Annotated in this window: 14 protein-coding genes; 11 read left to right on the top strand and 3 right to left on the bottom strand. The window is 55.7% G+C overall.

The genetic code is table 11. The annotated features are described in order from the left end of the window. Nucleotides 1-18: 18 nt before the first annotated feature. Both AB8B76_RS04515 and asnS read left to right on the top strand, forming a co-directional pair. Nucleotides 19-1,164 carry a transglutaminase domain-containing protein gene (locus AB8B76_RS04515; RefSeq protein WP_405270763.1) on the top strand — a complete coding sequence of 382 codons (1,146 nt, stop codon included), beginning with the start codon at nucleotides 19-21 and terminating at the stop codon, nucleotides 1,162-1,164. Between the two features lie 69 nt (nucleotides 1,165-1,233). Beyond that, on the top strand, nucleotides 1,234-2,631 hold the full coding sequence (asnS, locus tag AB8B76_RS04510; protein ID WP_405270691.1) for an asparagine--tRNA ligase: 1,398 nt from the start codon (nucleotides 1,234-1,236) through the stop codon (nucleotides 2,629-2,631). A 34-nt stretch (nucleotides 2,632-2,665) separates the two neighbouring features. Here asnS and AB8B76_RS04505 read toward each other — a convergent pair whose 3' ends face one another. Beyond that, nucleotides 2,666-4,660 (bottom strand): VacB/RNase II family 3'-5' exoribonuclease, encoded by a 1,995-nt coding sequence (locus AB8B76_RS04505; RefSeq protein ID WP_405270689.1) that lies wholly within the window; start codon nucleotides 4,658-4,660, stop codon nucleotides 2,666-2,668. 551 nt (nucleotides 4,661-5,211) lie between these two features. On the opposite strand from AB8B76_RS04505, the gene AB8B76_RS04500 reads away from it, so the two are divergent. Further along, a complete protein-coding gene (locus tag AB8B76_RS04500) occupies nucleotides 5,212-6,645 on the top strand; it encodes a PhoH family protein (protein WP_405270687.1) in 1,434 nt (477 codons plus the stop codon). Nucleotides 6,646-6,793: 148 nt separating this feature from the next. Further along, nucleotides 6,794-7,636 carry an archaetidylserine decarboxylase gene (asd, locus tag AB8B76_RS04495; protein ID WP_405270685.1) on the top strand — a complete coding sequence of 281 codons (843 nt, stop codon included), beginning with the start codon at nucleotides 6,794-6,796 and terminating at the stop codon, nucleotides 7,634-7,636. A 46-nt stretch (nucleotides 7,637-7,682) separates the two neighbouring features. On the opposite strand, the gene rsgA is transcribed toward asd, so the two are convergent. After that, nucleotides 7,683-8,702, bottom strand: a complete 1,020-nt coding sequence (gene rsgA, locus AB8B76_RS04490; protein ID WP_405270683.1) for a small ribosomal subunit biogenesis GTPase RsgA — start codon at nucleotides 8,700-8,702, stop codon at nucleotides 7,683-7,685. 77 nt (nucleotides 8,703-8,779) lie between these two features. Here rsgA and orn point away from each other — a divergent pair, with 77 nt between their 5' ends. Then, the gene (gene orn / locus AB8B76_RS04485; RefSeq protein ID WP_405270681.1) at nucleotides 8,780-9,334 is read left to right on the top strand and encodes an oligoribonuclease; all 555 of its coding nucleotides are present in this window, start codon (nucleotides 8,780-8,782) and stop codon (nucleotides 9,332-9,334) included. 18 nt (nucleotides 9,335-9,352) lie between these two features. Here orn and queG read toward each other — a convergent pair whose 3' ends face one another. Then, nucleotides 9,353-10,423 (bottom strand): tRNA epoxyqueuosine(34) reductase QueG, encoded by a 1,071-nt coding sequence (gene queG / locus AB8B76_RS04480; RefSeq protein ID WP_405270679.1) that lies wholly within the window; start codon nucleotides 10,421-10,423, stop codon nucleotides 9,353-9,355. Nucleotides 10,424-10,512: 89 nt separating this feature from the next. Between queG and AB8B76_RS04475 the strand changes: the two genes are divergently transcribed. The 6 genes from AB8B76_RS04475 to hfq all read left to right on the top strand — a co-directional run bounded on the left by AB8B76_RS04475 (nucleotide 10,513) and on the right by hfq (nucleotide 17,151). Beyond that, nucleotides 10,513-12,021 (top strand): NAD(P)H-hydrate dehydratase, encoded by a 1,509-nt coding sequence (locus tag AB8B76_RS04475; protein WP_405270677.1) that lies wholly within the window; start codon nucleotides 10,513-10,515, stop codon nucleotides 12,019-12,021. Continuing rightward, the gene (gene tsaE, locus AB8B76_RS04470) at nucleotides 12,021-12,551 is read left to right on the top strand and encodes a tRNA (adenosine(37)-N6)-threonylcarbamoyltransferase complex ATPase subunit type 1 TsaE (RefSeq protein ID WP_405270761.1); all 531 of its coding nucleotides are present in this window, start codon (nucleotides 12,021-12,023) and stop codon (nucleotides 12,549-12,551) included. The genes AB8B76_RS04475 and tsaE overlap by 1 nt, the downstream gene beginning before the upstream one ends. Continuing rightward, complete coding sequence (locus tag AB8B76_RS04465; protein ID WP_405270675.1) at nucleotides 12,532-13,881, top strand: N-acetylmuramoyl-L-alanine amidase; 1,350 nt, start codon at nucleotides 12,532-12,534, stop codon at nucleotides 13,879-13,881. Before tsaE ends, AB8B76_RS04465 begins: the two co-directional genes overlap by 20 nt. Nucleotides 13,882-13,899: 18 nt before the next feature. After that, entirely contained in the window at nucleotides 13,900-15,789 is a 1,890-nt protein-coding gene (mutL, locus tag AB8B76_RS04460) for a DNA mismatch repair endonuclease MutL (RefSeq protein ID WP_405270673.1), read from the top strand. A gap of 25 nt (nucleotides 15,790-15,814) precedes the next feature. Next, nucleotides 15,815-16,759 carry a tRNA (adenosine(37)-N6)-dimethylallyltransferase MiaA gene (gene miaA, locus AB8B76_RS04455; protein WP_405270759.1) on the top strand — a complete coding sequence of 315 codons (945 nt, stop codon included), beginning with the start codon at nucleotides 15,815-15,817 and terminating at the stop codon, nucleotides 16,757-16,759. Between the two features lie 143 nt (nucleotides 16,760-16,902). After that, nucleotides 16,903-17,151, top strand: coding sequence for an RNA chaperone Hfq (gene hfq, locus AB8B76_RS04450; protein WP_008292735.1), 249 nt, complete (start codon nucleotides 16,903-16,905; stop codon nucleotides 17,149-17,151). Nucleotides 17,152-17,160: the final 9 nt, after the last annotated feature.

Raw genomic sequence — 17,160 nt, 5'->3', positions numbered from 1 at the left:
GTGACGCCCGTGACTCGTATGATTTTGCTTGCGTGCACCGCACTGTTTCTCGGGGCCTGCGCCACCGGACCAAAGTGGGCTTTTGATGTACAGGATGTCCCGCCATTGAAGCTGGATGGTCAGATTTACACTTACGATCGAGAAGGTTCGTTAGCGGATGATCCTGAGATTTTGATGGTCACCGAGGAGATGCGCGATTTTGTCGAACTCTACACCGGTGAGTCCAACAACGCGCACAACAAGCTCATGGCTCTGCATCGCGCGATCAAGGGGCAGGGTGCCCTGGCTATGCAGTATGACCCCTTTGCCGATGGCACAGCCCGAGATGCCTTTGACCGAGGCACGGCAAATTGCCTGAGCTATGCCCATATGTTCACTGCGTTGGCTCGCGAGGCTGGGCTTAATGCCCAGTATCAGTGGATGGAGGTACGGCCCGAGTGGCATCGTATGGGAGACAGGGTTGCTGTACGACTCCACGTAAACGTGCAGGTGAAGATGCGCGACAGCACGGAGTACATGGTCGATATCGATCCTCTCAATCGCAATGAAGTGGCGGGTGCCCGCCTCATGAGTGATGCCGAAGGCTTTGCCCTCTACTACAACAACCGGGCCATGAATGCTTTGGCTGTGGACCGGCCGGTTATCGCCTGGCAGCAGTTGGTCCGTGGGCTCGAAGAGGCGCCTGGTTTGTCTCAGTTGTGGGTGAACCTTGGGGCAATTTATCGTTACGCAGGACAGTACGCCGAAGCCGAGCAGGCGTACTTTCATGCCCTGGAGATAGACGGCAGTGATCGATCCGCAATGAACAATCTGGTGGTGCTATATGAGCTCCAGGGCCGCGGTAACGAGCAGAGTTACTGGGAAGACCGTCTTGAGCGCTACCGAAGTCTGAATCCTTATTACCACGCGAGCCTTGGTGATGTCGCGATGGAAGAGAAGGATTGGGAGCAGGCTTACGAGCACTTTGCCCGCGCTACCAAGATGCAACCTGATGATGGACTACTCATTTATAGCCAGGGGCTGGCGGCTCACGAGCTGGGGAACGACGAAGAGGCGGAGCGTCTTATCTCCCAGGCGATAGAGCGTGCTTCCTTTCAGGTAGAGAAACAACGCTACCGTGTGCAGCTAAAAATCATTCGTGAACAGCAGGCTGCAGCACTCTGAATCACCGCTCGCCATGGCGGTAACTTGATTCTTTAGTTATCCTCCGCGCCTTTGAGGCGGAGGCTCCAGATGACAACATTTTCACGAGTTTTGGATCTATTGCGATCGGACCCCACCGCGGGCGGCGAAGTCGCTGTTCGGGGTTGGCTGCGTAGCAAGCGAGATTCTAAGGCCGGTATTTCTTTTCTGGCGATACATGATGGCTCTTCCTTTGACGCGATTCAGGCAGTGGTTCCGGCGGATCTAGATAATTACGAAAGTGAGGTTCTCGCGCTGGGCACCGGTTGCTCCGTGGAGCTCCGCGGGACCTTGGTGCCGTCCCAGGGCAAGGGGCAGCAGGTAGAAATTCAGGCGAGCGAAGTGCGCGTGCTGGGGTGGGTCGACGATCCCGAGACCTACCCCATTGCAAAAAAGCGCCACAGCTTTGAATACCTGAGAACCCAGGCGCATTTGCGACCGCGTACTAATACCTTTGGCGCGATCACCCGCGTGCGCCACAGCCTGGCAAACGCCGTTCACAGTTACTTTCACGACAACGGCTTTTACTGGGTAAACACGCCCATCATCACCGGCAGCGACTGCGAAGGAGCCGGAGAGCTTTTCCGCGTCAGCACCCTGGATATGACTAACATCCCGCGTACTCCTGAGGGAGGCGTTGATTATGCGCAGGACTTTTTTGGAGGCGATGCGTTTCTCACTGTGAGTGGTCAGCTGGCTGTGGAGTCTTACTGTTTGTCCATGAGCAAGGTGTACACCTTTGGGCCGACCTTTCGCGCCGAAAACAGCAATACAAGCCGTCACCTCGCAGAATTCTGGATGATCGAACCTGAAGTGGCGTTCGCGGATCTGGCAGAGAATGCAGATCTGGCCGAGTCGCTGCTAAAACATGTTTTCAACCGCGTCTTGAATGAGTGTGAGGACGACCTCGCGTTTTTTAATCAGCGGATTGATGACACTGTTCTATCCCGGCTCACCGCTATGGTGGATCAGGACTTCGAGCGCATGGATTACGGAGACGCCATCAAGATACTGCAAAGCAGTGGCGAGAAGTTCGAGTTCCCGGTGGAATGGGGGGTGGACCTGGCGAGTGAGCATGAGCGCTTTCTGTGTGAGAAACACGTCGGACGACCGGTAGTTCTTATGAACTACCCGCGAGAGATTAAGGCGTTCTATATGCGCCTGAACGACGATGAGAAAACGGTAGCGGCGATGGATGTGCTCGCCCCAGGCATCGGAGAAATTATTGGTGGTAGTCAGCGTGAAGAGCGGTTGGATGTGCTTGACGCGCGTATGGACCCGCAGCTTCGCGAGGAACTTTGGTGGTACAGGGATTTACGTCGTTATGGAACGGTGCCGCACTCGGGCTTTGGCTTGGGCTTTGAGCGCCTGATCAACTATGTGACGGGCATGGAGAATATTCGCGATGCCATCCCATTTCCGCGTACTCCCGGAAATGCACACTTCTAAGCGTCGATTTACCCAGCTGCTGGCGATAGATACCTTAGTTATCTGTCGCCTCGCTGGGCTTTGCCACAACCTCTAACTTCCGCCCGGAGTTGGGGTCGAGCTTAAACAACGGCAGATGTACCGTCTCTTCATCGCTGCCTATGAGTGTTACGTTCACTGGCGTGTTCACTCGAAAGTGACGGGTCTTGCTCTTTAGAGTTGCCGTCCACTTGTCGAAGTGGAATTTTTCGCCCGCCTTGCGCAAATCCACATAGCCCTCAAGACCGCTGTTATCAAGACGGACGCTGAACCCGTTATTTCCCATATGAGATACGTGGGCCGCCCAGGGGCCAGGCGTGCTCTTTGCCTGACGCTGAAGGTATTCCAGCGTTAACCAGCGCTCTGCCTCGTTGCTGATTAGGCGCAATTTCTGCAGTTTCTGGCTTAGGGAATCCAGCTCGGGCTGTTCGCAAATGGTGATCGTGTCACCTCGAAGCGTTGCCTTGATTTGCAGGTGCACCAGAAAATCCAGGTACTTGCGCAGCGGAGATGTGCAATTGGTATACAAGGGCAGGGACATGCCCATGTGTGCACCGGGCTTTTTGGAAAGCCGCGCGCGGGTCAGCAGGCGATTCACCATACTTCGAAGGGGGAGTTCATGGTCACTGCTGGCGAGTTGACGCAATAAGTCGCGATACCCCACCAGGGAGTCTGGATCGAGGCTTTCGGCGTCAGACACATAAAGCTCCAGGAACTTGGCGCGATCCTTCAAGCGATCCCTGCGAAACCCATCGTGCACCACAAAGGGGCCGTGGGCCCCTGCCTCTGCAAGGAACATCGCAGCGCAGCGATTGGTCGCGACCATGCACTCTTCTACGAGACGTTGGGAGCTGAGCTTTTCGCAGGGTTCAATATTTTCAATGTGGCCCCGGTCATCAAGGAGCCAGCGAAACTCCTGACGATCCTCCATGACCAATTCCTGAGCCTCTCTTCGACCGCGAAGCGCTCTGGATACTTGATAGAGAGCCTCCAGGGGCGTGGCATGACAAATCAGAGACTCGTCCTGCCCGCTGAGATAGCGGTCTACGGCGAAGTAAGAGAGCTTGGCCCGAGAACGGATTGTCGCTTCGAAGAAGCGATACTCTCCGACGCTACCGTCTTCGGCAATGGCTACGCGGCACACCAAGGCAGGTCGAAGTTCGTTCTCAGCGAGGGCGCAGCGCTGTTGCGCGATATTTTCGGGAAGCATGGGTACAACAGCCCCGTGGAAATAGGCGCTGCTGGCGCGCTCCGCAACGGTTGCCCTTAAGGGGGAGTCTGCGTCGATGTAAGCGGTGGGGTCTGCGATAGCGACGTAAAGTAGCCAGCCGTCATTGGTGACCTCCGCATAGAGTGCATCGTCGATATCCTGGGTACGTGCAGCATCAATAGTGACAAAAGCGAGATCAGAAAAATCCTCTCGATGACTGTCGGTTTCCGGCGTCATAGCACCGAGTACCTTTTCAAGTTGTTCCTTGTCGCTATCGGACCATTCGCTTTGGAGGCCGTACTTGGCCATGGTGTAGTTGTTTTCAATCCCAGGGTCGTCCGCCGCGCCGATAGTGCTCAGTACCTTCGCCTGAGGTTTCCCGTCTCGGATTGGGTGCCGCTGAAGCGCGCAGCGCAGGTAATCGCCGGCTTTTGCACCGTTGCGCGATTGGGGTGGTAGAAACAACCAGCGACTAACTCCCGGAATGTCAGGCTCTACGAACATTGCCTTGCCCTTGCTGACGCAACGACCAGTAAATTCGCCGATGGGGCTTTCGACGAGGCCCTCAATGTCGGCGACGGGTCGCTTGTCCTTGCCCGGTCGTATGCAGACGCGTACGCGATCTCCCGGAAAGGCTTTGAGCATTTCGTCGGGCGGTACAAAAACCTCGCGCCCGTCATCCGTGCGTGCAAAACCATAGCGCGCAGGAGTGCCTCGAAGCACCGCCTCGGTGCGCTCCTTCTCGGCTTCAATTTGAGTTTTCAGCCCTTTTAGCTGGGCAAGGGCATCTCGATCTAACATCGGAAAGTTGTGGTTGACCTACATCTTATTTAGGGGCGCTATGCTATCGGAAATGCCTGCGACTGTCAGTTTGTAAGCGCCTTAAGTGGCTCTTACTGATGAATCTCCGTGACGCCGCCCCTCGCGAAGCCGCTTTGGCAGCTGTGCGCTCTGCGCGCGCACACTTTGTCCGCGATATATTCGAAAAATACCAGTAAATCGAGAGAACTCCGTTGACAGTGTTTAGGACGAACGCTAATAATCGGGGTGTTTCCGGCTTCAGGTGGATGCGGCGATCTTTCCAGCCTTAGAGGGTGATCAGCAAGGCATCGGGCGTTTAGCCTCGGGTGTCATTGAAACTGAAGGTGCTATCAGAGCGCCGGGAGTGAGTGTCGCTCCAGCAGATGTCCCCCTCGCACAATTCTCTCGTTTCTTTTCTCGCGCCTCCACACCGGTTTTAGGACTGTTGCCCAGTTTTTTACTGCTTCTCTCTGTTTTGTGCTCGCTACTTGCCCTATCGATTGCTAGGGCTATTTCTGATCGTCCCGATCGTATGTTCTGAGGAATTGCTTATGGAATCTAGCTCCGTTGTGCACGACCTGACCCCGCTCGTCGAACCAGCCAAAAAAGTCTACGTGCTGGATACCAACGTGCTTTTGCACGATCCGACTGCTGTCACGGCGTTCAACGAGCACCACATTGTCATACCCATGACCGTGTTGGAGGAGCTTGATCACATTAAGGATCGCCGGGATAAAACGGTGAGTCGCGAGGCGCGTATCGCGATCAACATGATAGATAAGATAGTTGATTCAGCGTCGCCTCAAGCTATTCAAGAGGGCGTGGGAATCCCCTCTGCCGATACGCAAGGGAGCCGCGGCACCCTTGCGATTTACCCTGACCAACTAATCAATGATGACAGTGACGTTCCCTATCTGGATGGGACGCAAGACCAGGCAAACGATAATCGGATTATCAATGTTGCGCTGAAGCTTCAGGCAGAAAACGAAGCTGCGTTTGTGTGCCTGGTCACCAAAGACATCAATATGCGTATCAAGGCCAAGGGATCGGGGCTACTGCACGTTGAAGACTATCGACGGGATCGTGTGCTCGATGACATCGATCTGCTGTGCAAAGGATATCAGCATGTAGAGGGTGATTTTTGGGCGGGGATCGAGGAAGTCGACACAATCCGGGAAGACAACATAACGCTCCATCGCGTGCCTCGAAATGCTGTGCCCGATGCTTATCCCAATATGTTTCTTCATGATGATCAGGATTTTCTCGCCTTTGTACACAGAATCGATGCTGACTATCTGTACTTGCGTTGTGACAGTCGGGACAACTTGATGAATCGAAAATTCTGGGGCTTGTCACCCAGAAACCTCGAGCAAGCCATGGCGATGTCGCTCATCGGTAACAGCGAAGTCGATATGACCGTCATGACAGGGCCCGCGGGGTCGGGGAAAACACTCATAGCGCTGGCTTACGGCTTGCACGCGATTCTCGAAGAGGGTCGTTACAGTAAATTGATTGTGGCGCGCTCGACGCCGCCCATCGCCGAAGACATCGGTTTTCTTCCCGGCACAGAAGAGGAGAAAATGGCGCCCTGGCTCGCGGCGTTCGACGACAACCTCGAAATCCTCCACGGGTCCGACGAGTCCTGTACGGGTAGCATCGATTATGTAAAGGAGCGAGCCAATATCCAGTTTAAGTCGCTCAATTTTATGCGCGGCCGCTCTTTTAATAACGCCTATATCATCATCGATGAAGCGCAGGGTCTTACGCAGTTTCAGTTGAAGTCAGTGATAAGCCGGGTGGGGGAAGACTCGAAGATCGTGGTGTTGGGCAATCTCGCACAAATCGACAACAAGTACATTTCTCCACTCACCTCTGGTCTCACCTATCTGGTGGAGCGCAGTAAGGGGTATGATCACGCCGGAATCATGCATGTGAATGGCATCGTTAGATCGCGACTCGCGGCTTTTGCCGAGGAGAACCTGTAAACGGGTTTCTCGAGCCCCGTAGCTCACGAAGACTTACGGCATCGTGAATGTTTTAGAGCTCGTTGTAGCCGTTTTGTGGGTCGTTGTAGCCGTTTTGTAGGTCGTTGTAGACACTTTGTAGACCGCTGTGGAGTATTTGTAACTCGTCGTGGACACTCTCTTTATCTTGCTTCAGCGCTTGCTGCCTCAGCACGCGCTGTCCAGACTCGTTGGTCGCCTTGCCGCGGCCAAGGGCCCTCGTTGGTTAAAAGACCGCCTTATAGGCGCCTTTGCCAAACACTATGATGTAAATCTTCAGGAAGCCGAGAGGCCATTTCCCGAGGCTTACGAGAGCTTCAATGCCTTTTTTACTCGTGCCTTAAAGCCCGGCGTGCGACCGCTGTGCAGCAGCGGCATCGCTTGCCCTGCGGATGGGGCTATCAGTGAGATCGGCGACATTGATGGCCAGCGTATTTTGCAGGCTAAAGGTCGAAGCTTCTCCTTGGAGGCATTGCTTGCTGGAGATCGGGCTCGCGTCGAGCAATTTACCGGTGGCAGCTTCGCTACGATCTATTTATCACCGAAGGACTATCATCGTGTGCATATGCCTCTGGACGGTCAGCTGCAAGCCAGCAGCTATGTTCCGGGAGACCTGTTTTCGGTGAACGGCACTACCGCAGCCGCGATCGATGGCCTCTTCGCTCGAAACGAGCGGCATATCAGTTACTTCGATACGCCTCGGGGACCCATGGCCATGGTGTTAGTAGGCGCGATGATTGTTGCCGGTATCGAGACCGTATGGGCCGGGCAGGTGGCGCCACAGCGCAGACAGGTGCAGTGCTGGGATCATGCCGGAACGCCAACGCCAGTGTTACTGGATCGCGGCAGTGAGATGGGGCGTTTTTTGCTTGGTTCTACGGTGATTTTGTTGTTTCCAAAGGGCGTGGCGGCCTGGAACGAAGACTGTGTCGCGGGTGCCGCTGTGCGTATGGGCCAGCAGCTGTCGGCATAGTCGGGTTCGCGGCATCAGGCATCCCGGCTCTGGGCTTGCACCGCTATTATCCTTGCAGGGGCTGATCCAGCGATGCGATGATTCTTCGATAGCTATCCAGTCGCGCCGGGTGGATGGCTCCTGTTTCTATTGCCTCGGTGAGCGCGCAGCCTGGCTCGCTCTGATGTTGGCAGTCGCGGAAGCGACAATGGCCAATACAATCGCGAAACTCTCGAAATCCTTCTTCAACCTCATCTCGCGTCATATGCCATAAGCCAAACTCCCGAATTCCTGGCGAGTCGATAAGCGCGCCTCCCCCGGGAACGTCGAATAGGCGCGCTGTGGTGGTGGTGTGACGTCCCTTTTGCTTGTCAGGGGACAGTTCTGATACCCGCTGCTGCGCATCGGGGAGGAGCGCATTAACGAGAGTGGTTTTACCGACGCCAGACTGGCCTACCAGAATGCTGGTGTGTCCAGCTAGCAGTTTTGTGAGTTCGTCGATCGCGCCAAACTTACCCTGAGCCCTGATGCTTGCGTAACCCAGCGGAGCATAGGGTTCCAGGAGTATGTCTATGGACTCCTCGAGGTAGGGGTCCTCCAGTAAATCTGCTTTGTTGAGTAAGATCACGGCCTCGGCGCCGAGGTTTTCGGTCGCTACAAGATAGCGATCTATCAGGCCTCCATGGGGCTCTGGGTAGGGCGCTATGACGATGATGACGCGGTCTATGTTGGCAGCCACACTACGAAGCTTGCCAAACTTATCAGGACGCTGAAGCTCCGTAGTGCGCTCTTCCCGGGCGACCACCACCCCCGTCTCTTCGCCCGCGCAGAAAATCACCTGATCTCCAGCCACCACTGATCCGAGGTTCATGCGCAGATGGCAGCGATGGACTTCACAGTCTGTAGCCTCCACATCCGCTTGGGTGCCATAGCGGGCGATGACACGGCCTTTCTGCTCTGTGCCCAGCTGTCCCCCAGCGAGGGCTTCGTCACCGAGCGCTCCAGCGCGTTCAGCGCGATCAGCGCGCTCTTGCTGCTTGCGTTCGATGCGCCAGTTCTGGCGGCGATTAAGTTTGCGTTTACTCACGGGTGCATTATTCGTGTCTGCGGGGAGACTGTCGAGCGCGTGCTAAACTGCATTGCCTCTTGGAACGGGAAATAGACATGGTCGACGAGCGTAATTTCATCTGGGTAGACATGGAGATGACCGGTCTGGATCCCGATGCCGATCGCGTTATTGAGATTGCCACTATCGTTACCGATAGTGATTTGAACACGCTTGCAGAGGGTCCTGTGATTGCCATTCACCAGCCCGAAGCGGCTCTCGACGCCATGGATGAATGGAACACGACTCATCACGGCAATTCCGGTCTGTGTGATCGCGTGCGGGCTAGTTCCATCGATGAAGCTGAGGCGAGTCGTTTAACCATTAGCTTTTTGGAAGCCTGGGTCCCGGCGGGTGCTTCACCCATGTGTGGTAACAGCATCTGTCAGGACCGGCGTTTCATGGCGCGGCATCTCCCGGAACTGGAGCGCTACTTCCATTATCGCAATCTCGATGTGAGTACTCTGAAGATTCTCGCCCAGCGCTGGAGACCAGACGTTGCTGCGGGCTTACAAAAGCGCGCGGTGCACTTGGCACTGGAAGATATTCGCGATTCTATCGATGAGCTGCGCCACTATCAGCAGCATTTTTTGAACTGCGATTCGAGGGCCTGATCGCATAGGCATAGTCGTTTAGAGGGCGCCGTGTCGCCCCAAAGCCCAGCTTACATGTTCCTGCACAAGCTCAGATGGGTCGTTAGCGCGTTGTCGGAGGCCTGCAACAGTTTCGGGCGTACTCGGCGCATTCCCAAGAGCGATGGCAAGGTTTCTCAGCCAGCGCTCATATCCAATTCTTCGTAATGCCGATCCCTCGGTGTTTGCAGCCCAGGTTGCTTCGTCCCAGGCAAACAGTGTGAGTAATTCTCCGTCGTCCAACCCGTGACGGGGTTGAAAGTCCGGCTCCTCAGTAACTTGCGCAAACTTGTTCCACGGGCAGACAAGTTGGCAATCATCACAGCCGAAAATCCGGTTGCCCATCAATGGGCGCAACTCTGGATCGATGCTACCTTTATGTTCGATGGTCAGGTAAGAAATACAGCGCCGAGCATCCAATTCAAACGGCCCGACAAAGGCATCCGTCGGGCAAATGTCCAGGCAGGCTCGGCAGGTCCCGCAATGCTTGCTGTCCTGAGGCGGGTCGACGGTTAAGGGAAGGTCCGTATAGATTTCGCCAAGGAAAAACCAAGAGCCAGCATCCTGGTTGATCAGCATGGTGTTTTTTGCAATCCAGCCAAGGCCTGCGCGCTCGGCAAGCGCTCGCTCCAAGACCGGAGCGCTGTCCACAAATGCGCGGTATTGGCCTTTTCCAAGGTGGCTCTCGATACGTTTCGCGAGCTGTGCTAGTCGCTTTCGGACGAGCTTGTGGTAGTCCCGACCAAGGGTATAGCGCGCGATGTACGCTTTGCTCGGGTTCTCCAAAACGGACATGGGGTCGGTACCGTCGCTGAGATAGTCCATGCGCAGGGAGAGAACCCTGCAGGTACCGGGAACCAGTTCTTCGGGGCGAGAGCGCTTGGTGCCGTGGTCACCCATCCACTGCATCTCACCTTGATGTCCAGCCTCAAGCCAGCGTTTCAGATGCTCCTCATGATCGGCGAGGTCGATGTCGCTGACGCCAAGTTGCGAGAAGCCAAGCTCCTCCGCCCAGCCACGAATCGTTTCGACGAGAGCGTCTTCGTCGGAAATGGCCAGAATATCCGTCATTGCTGTGCAGCCCTTTTGACACGCTGACCGTATAATTGCGCTATGAGATTTGAAGCCATAGTGACGATTGTGCCAGAGGCGTGGTCTGTATGAGTATCCAGGCGCCGCGTTTTCTGTATACAGCTGAACAAAGTCGAATCGTTGATCGCGAAGCGATTGATGTGCATGGCTTACCCGGCCCTCTGCTAATGGCCCGCGCAGCGCGGGTTGCTTTCGACTTTTTGCTTGCGCAATACGCTGAATCTGCAAGCCTTGCTCCCCCTTTAGTGCAAGTGTTTTGCGGGGCGGGAAACAACGGCGGAGATGGCCTCTTGCTGGCCGCACTCGCCAAGGGACGAGGTCTGGAAACCCGTGTTTTTCTCGTGGATGGCGTGCTACGCAGCGAAGATGCGATAGCCGCCGCTGCTCGTGCAGAGTCTGCGGGCATCGAGCTCGAAGCAGCTGTTCCAGATACTGTAGCCGAGGGGGGGGTCATTGTTGACGCGATGCTCGGTACGGGCATTTCTGGCGAGGTGCGGCCAAAGTACAGGGCCGCCATTGATCTCATTAACGCGAGTGCGGCACCGGTGCTCGCTCTGGATGTTCCCTCAGGAATAGATAGTGATACCGGTGCTGTTTGCGGTGCGGCGGTGAGAGCGTCGTGGACCATGAGTTTTATCACCCCCAAACGCGGACTCTACACCGGGGCCGGTGAGGAGTATGCCGGAGCGTGTTTTTGCGACGACTTGAACGTCCCGGCGGCGGCCTTTGCTGCCGTGGCCCCGGTTTTTGAAGTATTGAGCCTGAAGGCAGAAATGCAATCCCTGCCTCCTCGGTCATCTGCAGCCCACAAGGGCCACTTCGGACGCTGTCTGGTGATTGGTGGTGATCACGGTATGGGCGGGGCGATCATCTTGGCCGCAGAGGCGGCACTGCGAACGGGCGTTGGTCTTGTGCGGGTCGCCACCCGGGAGGCTCATATCTCTGCATTGCTGGCGAGGCGGCCCGAGGCCATGGTCAGTGCGATTGATCATCGAAACGCATTGATGCCCCTTCTCGAGTGGGCTGACGCTGTCATTGTGGGCCCCGGACTAGGTCAGGATGTCTGGGGGGAGCAAATGCTGCATGCCTGTCTGGGTGCCCAGAAGCCGCTTCTAGTCGATGCAGACGCGCTGAACATTTTGGCAAAACGCGAACCACAGTCTTTACCCAACGGATCGGTGATTACTCCCCATCCCGGGGAAGCTGCGCGTTTGCTGTCCTTGGGAACTGAAACTTCGAGGAACCCCGTACAGAGTGATCGCTTTGCTGTGGCGCAGCAGCTAGCGGATCTTTGGGGCGCCTCGGTGGTGCTGAAGGGGAATGGAAGCCTTGTTGTTGGCCCCCAGCGCCATGCGCTGTGCCTTGATGGTAATCCGGGGATGGCGTCAGGCGGCATGGGTGACGTGTTGAGCGGTGTGGCGGGGGCATTGCTTGCTCAGGGGCTGTCCGCAGAAAAGGCCGCTGCTCTGGCTGTTGTCGTTCACGCTCAGGCAGGCGATAGAGCGGCGGCTGGATCTACTGAGAGATCACTTTTGGCTACGGACCTCATTCCTTGCATAGCGGAGCTGCTACAGTGATGGGCACTTCCTTTCAGGACCTGCAGATTGACTTACAAACTGAGGCCGAGGTGGTGGATTTTGGGCGTGTACTGGCAACACACATGCCGCTTGGCACGACGCTATATCTTTATGGTGAACTTGGCGCGGGTAAAACGACTCTAACTCGTGGAATTGCATGGGGTCTGGGACATACCGGGGCGGTGAAAAGCCCGACCTACACCCTCGTTGAGCCCTATGGTGATCTGCACAAGCCCTTGTATCACTTTGATCTTTACCGCCTGGGCGATCCGGAAGAGCTGGAGTACATGGGGATTAGGGATTACTTCGGTGGCCAGGCGCTGGTGGTGGTTGAGTGGCCTGAGCGTGGAGGACAGTTTTTGCCGCGGGCGGATATGGAGATTAGACTCGTGGTCAAAGGACAGGGAAGGCAGCTTGAGGTGAATGCCTACAGCGACATTGGTGTCGAGTGCCTGACTGCCATACGATCTCTGTTTGGGAAGAACTCCGAGTCATCAGTGGAATCGGGAGATGGTCACAATCAAGTGTGAACCGACATCACAGTCTCGTCCGCGGGCATGGTTCGCTGCGGCCCTTGTGCTGTGGGCCCTGCCGTCGCTGCTCCATGCCAAAGGAGTCGATGTAAAAGATCTGCGCTTATGGCGGGCGCCGGACCACACGCGTCTCGTGCTGGATTTGTCGGGGCCAGCGGAGCACCGTTTGTTGGAGTTGGACAACCCGAGACGTCTGGTTGTGGACGTGATTGATGCGAAGCTGCTGGCGAAGGTCGATGCTCTCGAATTGGACAAGACTCCTATTTCAGGTGTTCGCAGTGGTGTTCGCGAGGGCGATGATCTGCGTCTCGTACTGGATCTTAGCGAAGCTGTGAGACCTCGAAGTTTCGCTCTGAAAGCCTCGGAACTCGCCGACGATCGTCTGGTTATTGACCTTTACGATCTTGAGACAGAAGTCGCTGCACCCGCAGTTAAAAAGAGCGCTCGCAGCAGCGATCGCCGCGATATTGTTATCGCCATTGACGCGGGACACGGCGGGGAGGATCCAGGGGCGTCCGGCCCCGGGCGCCTTCGCGAGAAGCAGGTGGTACTGGAAATCGCAAAAGAGCTGCATAGTTTGTTCAAGGCTGATGCGGGATTCGCTCCGACGCTGATTCGCAGTGGTGACTACTATGTCAGCCTGAAGGGGCGTCGAGATCTGGCTCGCAAGCGCCAAGCTGATATGTTCGTTTCGGTCCACGCGGATGCCTTCAGAGATAAACGCGCCCGAGGTGCTTCGGTCTATGCCTTGTCTACCAGAGGTGCGACCAGTACGACGGCAAGCTATCTCGCTCAGCGAGAGAATGCAGCGGATCTGCTGGGCGGTGTTAGCCTCGGTGATAAAGAAGATGCCCTTGCAATGACCCTGGCAGATTTATCGATGACCGCGACTCTCGATAGCAGCTTGAATGTCGGTGCCAGTGTCCTCGGCGAGATGAACCAATTTGCCAGACTTCATAAAAAACAGGTGGAACAGGCTGGGTTTGCGGTGCTGAAGTCTCCCGATGTGCCATCGATATTGGTTGAGACAGGCTTTATCTCCAATCCCGAGGAAGCAAGAAAGCTCGCTTCCGCAAGCTATCGGAAACGAATGGCTAAAGCGATTCATAGCGGCATCGTGCAATGGTTTCGTGCCCATCCTCCGCCCGGCTCTCTCCTTGCACACCTACGTGACGCCGGAGAGACGGAGTACACCATAGTGGGTGGGGACACACTCTCGGGTATCGCCCATCGATTCAATGTGAACGTCAATTTGCTAAGCCAATACAATAATCTGCGTAACAGCAAGATTCTTGTGGGCCAAACCCTCCGCATTCCCGCGAGTTGAACCGAGTAGATACCCGCTATGCCCGTTATTAAGCGCCTTCCTCCGCGCCTCGCCAATCAGATCGCTGCTGGAGAAGTGGTTGAGCGTCCGGCCTCCGTGGTCAAAGAGTTGCTGGAGAACAGTCTGGACGCGGGTGCGCTTCGGGTAGATATCGATATAGAAGCAGCGGGAACCAAGCTCATCCGAATTAGGGACAACGGGACGGGTATCGATTCTGAAGACCTGCCTCTGGCCCTTGATCGTCATGCCACCAGCAAGATCAGTTCTCTGGATGACCTGGAGCAGGTGGGGAGTTTTGGATTTCGAGGGGAGGCTCTCGCAAGTATCGGTTCCGTGTCCCACTTGCTGGTTACCAGTAATACGGCGGAAGGGGGTAGCGATGGGCAGTCAGCGAGCTGCTCTGGACGGGATATGCAGGTTACGCTCAAACCGGCGGCTCACCCTCAGGGCACGACCGTAGAAGTCCGTGATTTGTTTTTTAACACGCCAGCAAGACGCAAGTTTCTACGTACAGAGCGCACAGAGTTTAATCACCTGGAAGATGTTGTGAAACGCGTTGCGCTATCGCGTTTCGACGTGAGTTTCTCCTTGCGCCATAACGGCAGGCAGTTACGTGATTTGCGTCGCTGTGACAGTGAGGCTGATCAACTGCGGCGGGTGGCAACACTTTGCGGGCCGGCCTTTGTTGATAACGCGGTTGCGATTGATCGTGATGCGGGAGAGTTGCGGCTGCACGGCTGGGTGGCACAGCCGAGCTTTTCGCGAAGCCAGGCTGATCTCCAGCACTTTTACGTTAATGGTCGCTATATTCGCGACAAATTGGTGGTCCACGCTGTGCGCCAGGCCTTCAGTGACGTTCTGTATCAGGGCCGTCATCCCGCGTTTGTTCTGTACCTGGAGCTGGACCCGGCTGAGGTGGACGTCAACGTACATCCCACCAAGCATGAAGTGCGATTCAGGGATGGTCGCAGCGTCCACAGTTTTATATATAGCACCTTGCACAAAGCCTTGGCAGACATCCGGCCGAGCGATACCTCAGTGCCAACCCAGGCGAGTACCTCTCCTGTATCGGCATCGACTGGCCGACTCGATTTGCTAACCGGTGAGCTTGTTCGCCAGCAAGAGATGGGTTTGGCAGATCAAGCGTCTCCCAGTTTAAGTGCGGGAAGTACCGCGGTGTTTTCAGACCGTGGGAGTCGCGGTGATTTTCAAGTGGGCAGGGGTGGTGCCACCAGCTTCGATAGTGCTACTGCCGCTAGTTATCAGCAACTCTATGGCTCGAGTCAGAGTGATACTGCGGTTGCTGAAGGTGACGCTGCGGATATCCCGCCCCTTGGTTATGCGCTAGCTCAACTCCATGGCATCTACATACTCGCCCAGAATAGGGAGGGAATGGTGCTGGTGGATACGCACGCGGCCCACGAGCGCATAACGTATGAACGCCTGAAGCAGGCGCGAGATGAGCAGGGGATTAGGAGCCAACCTCTACTAGTGCCCCAGAGCGTATCTGTGAGTAGTCGCGAAGCTATTTTGGTAGAGGAGCACGCGGCATTGTTCGAAAGCCTGGGCTTACGCGTCGATATTGCGGGCGAAGAAAGTCTGATGATTCGCGAGATTCCTGTGTCTCTGCAAGGCGCTGATGTAGAGCAGCTTCTCCGCGATGTGTTGGCGGAGCTTCTGGAGTACGGAACGTCGGAGCGGATTGCCCGTCACGAGGATGAGCTATTGTCGACTATGGCCTGTCATGGCTCTGTGCGTGCAAACCGACGCCTCACAGTGCCGGAGATGAATGCGCTGCTAAGGGACATGGAAGTGACAGAGCGATCCGGACAGTGCAATCACGGTCGACCTACCTGGACTGCGCTCAGCGTGCAGGACTTGGATCGATTGTTCCTTCGCGGACGTTAGCGTGGACACGCCACTGCTGTGCATCATGGGGCCTACAGCCTCAGGTAAGACCGATCTTGCGATATCCCTTGCAGAAGCCCTCAATGGTGAATTGATCAGTGTGGATTCAGCGCTGGTGTATCGAGGCCTCGATATTGGTAGTGCTAAACCTGAGTATCCTCATCACCTGATAGACATTTGCGATGCGAGTGATGCCTACTCCGCGGCACGTTTTGCCAAGGATGCCCACCAGGCTATTACTGCTGTGCGAGAACGCGGACGGCGTCCCATTCTTGTGGGCGGAACGATGCTGTACTACCGCGCTTTGGTGCAGGGTTTTGCGGCTATGCCGTCTGCCGACGCTACTGTGCGTAAAGACATTGCAACGCTTGCGGCCGCTGAAGGTTGGCCTGCGGTGCATCGGGAGCTGACGCGAGTCGACCCTGAGTCGGCAGCACGTATTCACCCCAACCATTCTCAGCGTTTGTCTCGCGCGCTGGAGGTTTACCGCCTCACTGGTAAGACCATGACTGAGCTTCACGAGCAGGACGCACAGTCATTGCTAGGCGAAGAGGTGCTGGCGGTTGCAATCGCGCCGGCGGATCGACAAGTTCTTCACCAGCGCATCGAGACGCGTTTTGCCCACATGATGAAAGCGGGTTTCCTCGACGAGGTTCGCTGCCTGAGAGCTCGGGGTGAGCTCCATGCAGATTTACCAGCGATCCGAGCTGTAGGTTATCGGCAGCTCTGGGCGTATCTAGAAGGCGACTGTTCACTCGAGGAGGCACAGGAGTTAGGGGTTATCGCTACCCGCCAGCTCGCAAAACGACAGTTCACCTGGCTGAGGAAATGGCCGGACTTACAGTGGATACATACAGACGCCATCGGAGAGGTAGTAGGGAGCGATCTGGCCCTAAATGACCCCAAACTCGCTAAATTCACTGATCCGGTAAATCTGCTCTTGAACTACCTAACGTACTACCCCATGTAGTAAGCTGCGAGAGCAGCAAACTAACGCCTAGCCTGTTTTTATGGGGAGCGGCTGCTACACACACGGCCTTTGAGCCGTACTTTGGTTTTTTTTGGCTCGACTTGAGCCCCACACAGCCTTCGTGGCTAAAGGAGAATAGCGTCATGTCTAAAGGGCATACCCTACAAGACCCTTATCTGAACCTCTTACGAAAAGAGCGTGTTCCGGTATCTATTTATCTGGTTAATGGCATCAAGCTGCAGGGCCAGATCGAGTCTTTTGATCAATTTGTTGTTTTGCTGAAAAACACCGTTAGCCAGATGGTTTATAAGCATGCGATCTCTACGGTTGTGCCTGGGCGTGTAGTTCGTATGCCCATGCAAAACCCACCAGAGGATGATGGTGAGAGCTAAACCTCCGAC

Origin of the sequence: Congregibacter sp. (assembly GCF_045107095.1) — a bacterium.
In the GTDB taxonomy this organism is placed as follows: domain Bacteria; phylum Pseudomonadota; class Gammaproteobacteria; order Pseudomonadales; family Halieaceae; genus Congregibacter.
Note: the sequence above shows the minus strand (reverse complement) of the source record. Positions and strands in the feature narration are given on the sequence as shown.